The following is a 6,098-nucleotide window of genomic DNA, read 5'->3' on the forward strand; positions in this document are numbered from 1 at the left end:
CTGGGGACGCGCCGCGCACGACTGGAAGGCGGCAATGAACCAGTTTGCCATCCTCTACGAAGAACGTTTTGTCCGGCCATCCGTGTGATGCTCAACCCGCCTCGAACACGGAAATTCTGACAGGCCCAACAGTTGCGCCGTGTTCTTCGCCAGTCCCTTGTAGCGCACCTTGCGATGGCCGAACAGGTTCTTGACAACATGGAACGGATGCTCGACCCGCGCGCGGATTTGCGCCTTGGTTCGCTCAAGCGCGATCGTCAGATCCTTCAGCGCACCATCCTGCATCGCCTTGATCCTGCCTCGCTTGGCCGCCACGCGCCACTTCACCGACCGGCCCTTCATTTCATTGCGCTTGTCCACGCCGATATAGCCCGCGTCGCCGAACGCTTCTTGCTCATGACCATGCAACAGCGCGTACGCTTGCGAAACATCCGACACGTTCGCGGAAGTGCCGACCACGCTGTGAACCAGCCCCGAATCGGCATCGACGCCGATGTGGGCCTTCATGCCGAAGTGCCACGCGTTGCCTTTCTTCGTTTGATGCATGTCCGGATCGCGACGCTTCTCGGCGTTCTTGGTCGACGGCGGCGCTTCGATGATCGTCGCATCGACCAGCGTGCCTTCCTTCATCATCAGCCCGCGTTCGCACAGCGATATGCCAATCTCGTCGAATAGCTTGCGCGTCAGGTCATGTTCGAGAAGCAGGCGCCGGAACTTCAGCAGCGTGGTCGCATCCGGCACGTTCTCCACGGCCAGATCAATCCCGGCGAAGGCCCGCATCGCGATGCTGTCGTACAGCGCATCCTCCAGCCCTTCGTCCGACAGGCTGTACCACTGCTGCAGGAAGTAGATTCGAAGCATCCGCTCCAGACCGATCGGCGGGCGCCCGCGCGTTCCTTTCGGGTAGTACGGCTCGATTGCCGTCAGCAATCGCGACCACGGCACCAGCTTTTCCATCTCGTCCAGGAAACGCTGACGCCGGGTCACCCGCTTCTTGCCCGCGCTTTCCGCTTCCGCAAAGCTCATTTGCCGTTTCATCGTCGTGGGCTCGTTCCGTGAACTATCTTCTACAACGTCCTCGGCTGCGTCAGCGATGACCACCGAGACGGATTAATCAGTATTTCCCTAGGCAAGCTACTACCTGTGGCGCAGCAAGTTCGGTAGCATGAGCGTGTCCGACGCGAAGCGCCTGAAAGAACTGGAGGTCGAAAACAACCGGCTGAAGAAGTTGCTCGCGGAATCGATGCTGGACATCGAAGTTACCCGGGAGGCGCCGCAAAAAAAGTGGTGAGCGCACCGTCACGCCGAGACTTGGTGCGCCATATGATCCACGGCGGCTTGAGCGAGCGACATGCGTTGCGGGTGATCGGCATGAGCGCCAGCGCTTATCGCTATCAACCCGCGCCGGACCGCAATCTCGCCTTTCGGGCGCAGATCGTCCCGCTGCCCGAATTTGCGCAGCCACCTCTGCGCGAGTTTCGCCAACAGGCAAATTCTCCAACCTAAGCGTGACCGCGTGTCCGGTCATGCAGGAGCAAGTCCAGAGGGTAAGGCCACCTGGAGAATGCCGCGCCGATACAATCGACGCGGCATCAGCTTCATTACGTAGGAGACGTTGCGGTGATCAGAAGCATTGATGATTTGCCGTTCGCATCTGCGTATTCTCCCGTTCGGGCGCGGCACCCAGAAGCAAGTGAGTCAGTTTCCCCCCTTGTGTAAGCATGTCCCGCAGTACATTTTCGGCATCCTGCATATTGATTTTTCCCTGCGCCTTTCGGGCAATGCTTTGCTGAGCCAGTCGGCGAACCAACTCCTTGATGAAGGCGGCGCTCACACCTTCAGTCTGCTCCACCACAACCGCGATCACATCTGACGAGATGCTCATTTGCGCGCCGTACAGTTGAAGAAGACGCGTTCTGCAATCCGCATCAGGCGCAGGGACCTCGATCGCCTGATCGACGCGTCCCGGGCGGGCCGACAGCGCCTCTTCGATTTCTTCCGGCCGATTGGTCGTGAGGACGAACAGAATCTCCGCGTCCTGGTGCAGGCCGTCCATTTCGTTCAGTAGGCGGTTGAGCAGACTTTCTTCGGTCGGTCCTCGCATTTCGTTGCGATGCCTTCCGATGAGATCAACGTCCTCAATAACGACCATACTAGGCTGGAGCAAACGGGCCAACTGCATGTAATTAGCGAGCAGAGCGACTTGGTCAGCGCTAATCAGGAGGGTGGTATGTCCTGGCAGGTTGCTTGCAAGATATTTTACGATATGAGTCTTTCCGGTTCCAGGCGGCCCGTAGAGCAGAATGCCTTTCTGCAATGACTGGTGCAGCGCCTTCAGCCCTTCCCGTGCCAGCGCAAATTCAAAGATATTCCGTTCGATCGACTGCATGGTTTGCGGCGACAAAATGACAGCATGACGCGATACGGCAGGTAGTCGATGCACGACAATCGCTTGAGCCTTCCCGGAATAATCTTCGCCTGCTTCGATAGAGATGACCTTGCCCCTGTACAGGCGCGATTCGCGGACCGCCTGTTCCAGGGATGCATATACCTCGTCCCTGAAGGTCAATCCGCGAGCATTGGGAAAGCTGACAATTTCTACGCTGCTGATTGAGGTATTTCGGCCCTCGACATGTTGTTCGAACACCACCGCAGCTTTCAGGTCACCATCGCGTATCAGCCACAGGCCATTGTCAAGGACAGCGACTGGCTTGTCGTTACCAACGTCAACATCCCGATATTTTACCGGCGCAAGCGATACGGCTTCAGACATTCCTCCACGACTACGGACGAACAACGAAGAAACCGTGAGCGGGAGTCGCTCGTGAGCCTGATTGAGCCCCAGAAGACGCGGAGCGAATGGAGACAACAGACGCGCAAGCGTCTCCTGGAGTTCCGGACGGATGTGATGGGGGAACTGTCGTTGCGAGGAAATAAGCTCTTCGGGAGATCGCCCTTCAAAATGCTCGGTCAACGCTTCGTACGCAAACTGCTGCCTTGCTTGCTCAGTGGGCTCTCGATCAGTATCGGCACGCTGGTTCATGGAGTCTCTCATCATGATGTCCTAATAGATCACGGGAGAAAATCAGACTAGCAGTTCAGGTGGACAGTTCAAAAAAATCGAACGTTTAACCGAACGCCGAAATTGCACGCCCTTCCGTCTTGGTAATCGCCTACTGGCGGGCACAGTCACTGTGCAGAATAGCCGTTTTGCAAATCAGTCTCGCAGACGTCGTCAGCATGTCATGCCGTTGTCGAAGTCGCAACTCCTGCGGAAGGGCTTCCCACGCAATGCCCGTCTGCAATACATACAGGATACCGTTCAGCGCTGCGCGATCATCGACAGTTACCGAGGCAAGTCTGGTAAGAGTCGTGAGCCTTCGAGTTCGAGTGTTAGCTGAGACCCTCGTCAGCGAATTCCATATGGGCCAGCAGGCTAAACGGCCTGCATCAACGGGTCGGGCATAAGCGTGCTGCCTTGACTTTAGCCTATCTGCAAAACCCAGCCTGCAATCCGAGAAGCGTTCACATAAGCAACTCTTATCCCGTTGTCAGAATTTGCGTGGCCACCTCTGTCAGCCGGTCATTATTTGTCGAGTGCGGTGATTGAATGGCGTCGAATTCGGATTGGTGCTGGAATGGATTGCCGCGGTATTCAAAAATACATTGATATCGCCGGTCACTCCGGCGGGATAGGCGGCGGCTTGCTTTTCATGACAAATTAAGAAAATTCCTAGTTGTTTTAGGCGTGGGCCTATGCGTCTCGATTTCTTGGTGGAGGGATAATCTGCTTCGTTTTTGGAGGTGCCAACGGTATCCCATATAAGCGTTGAGCATCACGAATAACACAGCGAAACCAATAGCCTCGTCATGTGTATTAGATGTCGCATGCTTGATCTGCGAACAAGGTAAATGATTGCGGCGATCCGGCCGTTCAGCATCAGTGGCGAATTCTTTCGGTGGCGAAGCGCCCGTTCGTTTAGAGATTTTGAGGAATATGATGAATAAGTCGTATAAGGTGGTGTGGAATGCTTCCAATGGCACTTGGGCGGTGGCTTCTGAAGTCGCGAGATCTCGAAAGGGCAGGCAATCTTCGCAAAGAAAGCGGATCGGGTATGCCTTCGGCCGCAAGGCTGCTCTGGTGGCGATGGGTGTGGTTGTCGCGGCCGCCACGCCAACCAGTGGAGCCTGGGCCGGCACCGTGATTGGCGGCGGCGGGACTGGTGGATCGAATCACGATGGCGGCACGAATTTTACCGGTGGGGGGTTGGGCAAGAGCTACATCGGGGCAGCTGCTCAGGGTAGCGTCATCACGGGAGATGACGATTGCTTGAGTTTGAGCAGTCGACGGCTGATCATGAATAGGGCGAATCTCGGCTACCTGCTTGGTATGACCTCGCAGACCGTGAAGCCCGACAAGGCCTGGTCCGTCCCGACGACGATCAACGGCGTCGAAGTCGGCTACTACGATCACAATCCAGACATCACGGGCGGCGGCAAGGACAACCCGAACACCGACCAGGCGACCGTCGCCTGGGGATTCAACTCATTCGCGGGGGGGTGTGGCAACAAGTCCTTGGGGGCCGGTTCGACGTCGACGGGGATGCAGAACAGGGCTGAGCTGTCCGGGTCCACGGCCATGGGGATCGCAAACGATGCAGCTGGTGCGGGCGCGACCGCAATCGGTCTCTACAACACGGCGTCTGGTACCGGCAGTACCGCGATCGGCATTGGTTCGACGGCGGCCGGCGCTGGCGCCATTGCGCTAGGAAGCGGCGGGGCCGGCACGCCCGAAAACGCGACCATCGCCCGCGGCGAACATTCGATCGCCATCGGTGGCGACGATGTCCGGGGCGCACAAGCTGTGGGTAACGATGCGATCGCGTTGGGGGGGCGGTCGAGCGCCAAAGAGGAGCGCGCAATCGCCGTCGGCTGGAATGCATCCGTCGCCAAGGCGGGGTCGGTCGCGATCGGTGCCGATTCCGTTTCGCAGCGAGGCAACGAGGTCTCGGTGGGTTCCGATTCGGTGAAGCGCCAGATTACCCATGTCGCGGACGCAACCGAAGCAAGCGATGCCGTGACCTTCGGGCAGATGAAGCAGGCACTGACCGACGCTTCTTTCGACGGCGACGGCGTATCCTACGACAATGCAAAACGCACCAGCGTGACGTTCGGCGGCAGCTCGGCATCGGGCCCGGTACAATTGAAAAACATCGCCGAAGGGGCTGAAGACACGGACGCGGTCAACCTCGCGCAATTGAACGAGGTGCGGGACGACATCAAGGGCAGCCTGGCGGAAGGTTCGCTTGCAATGCGCTATATCAAGGTCAAGGCAAACGGCGCGATGGCCAACGTTGCGGGCATGAACGCCGTGGCGATCGGCTCGGCTGCGAACGCGATGGCGAGCGGTGCCCTGGCGCTCGGCGCGGGATCGCGCGCGACCGGGCGCAACTCTGTGGCGATCGGCTTCAACTCCGTGGCGGATGAGGCTGACCAGGTGTCGGTCGGCGACCAGGGCTACGAGCGCCGCATTTCGCACCTGGCAAACGGCGTCGACGGGAACGATGCGGTCAACGTCGGTCAGCTGACCGATGCGGTCAAGAAGATGGCTGAGCGCACCGACAAGCTGTCGTCGGATCTGAAGTCGCGCAAGGGGCTGCTGACCGCCAACACCTATGCTGCCGGCGCGCGCACCGCACCGATATTCGTCGCGATCGACGGCATGGGCTCGGACGGTAGCCTGGAGAGCATTGCGAGTGTCGGCGAGGGCGACCCGCAGACGGTGAGCGCTGTCGCGGTTGGTTTGGGTTCCGCCGCCGCCGGTTCCGACGCGGTCTCGATCGGCCTGCGCAGCGTTGCGAACTCGGACAATTCGGTGGCGCTCGGCAACAAGGCGGCAACGGGCGCGGATCAACCGTACTCGGTGGCGATCGGTTCCGAGGTCACGACGAACGGCGTGAACGCGCTCGTTATCGGCTCGCAGGGCAAAGCGAACGGCAATAACGCGGTCGCGGTGGGTAACAACCACGTGGCTGCGCTGGCTCAGAGTGCGATTGCGATCGGCGATGGCGCACAGTCCCTGGTTGGCACGACCAACG

General features: G+C 58.9%; 3 protein-coding genes and 2 pseudogenes. 2 read left to right on the forward strand and 3 right to left on the reverse strand.

Annotated elements, in window-relative coordinates; translation table 11 throughout:
* Positions 1-54: 54 nt before the first annotated feature.
* Positions 55-1,038, reverse strand: a complete 984-nt coding sequence (locus QZM72_RS35205) for an IS5 family transposase (protein WP_301740411.1) — start codon at positions 1,036-1,038, stop codon at positions 55-57.
* Between the two features lie 91 nt (positions 1,039-1,129).
* On the opposite strand from QZM72_RS35205, the pseudogene QZM72_RS35210 reads away from it, so the two are divergent.
* Positions 1,130-1,446 (forward strand): annotated as a pseudogene (locus tag QZM72_RS35210) (transposase); the annotation flags it as partial.
* Positions 1,447-1,624: 178 nt separating this feature from the next.
* Here QZM72_RS35210 and QZM72_RS35215 read toward each other — a convergent pair.
* Together QZM72_RS35215 and QZM72_RS35220 are read right to left on the reverse strand one after the other, a co-directional pair.
* Entirely contained in the window at positions 1,625-3,043 is a 1,419-nt protein-coding gene (locus QZM72_RS35215) for an ATP-binding protein (protein WP_301740412.1), read from the reverse strand.
* 195 nt (positions 3,044-3,238) lie between these two features.
* A pseudogene (locus tag QZM72_RS35220) lies at positions 3,239-3,344 on the reverse strand (transposase); the annotation flags it as partial.
* A gap of 656 nt (positions 3,345-4,000) precedes the next feature.
* On the opposite strand from QZM72_RS35220, the gene QZM72_RS35225 reads away from it, so the two are divergent.
* On the forward strand, positions 4,001-6,098 hold a 2,098-nt coding region (locus tag QZM72_RS35225), incomplete at its 3' end, for an ESPR-type extended signal peptide-containing protein (RefSeq protein WP_301740413.1).

The organism is Burkholderia sp. AU45388 (assembly GCF_030481585.1).
GTDB classification, from domain to species: domain Bacteria; phylum Pseudomonadota; class Gammaproteobacteria; order Burkholderiales; family Burkholderiaceae; genus Burkholderia; species Burkholderia sola.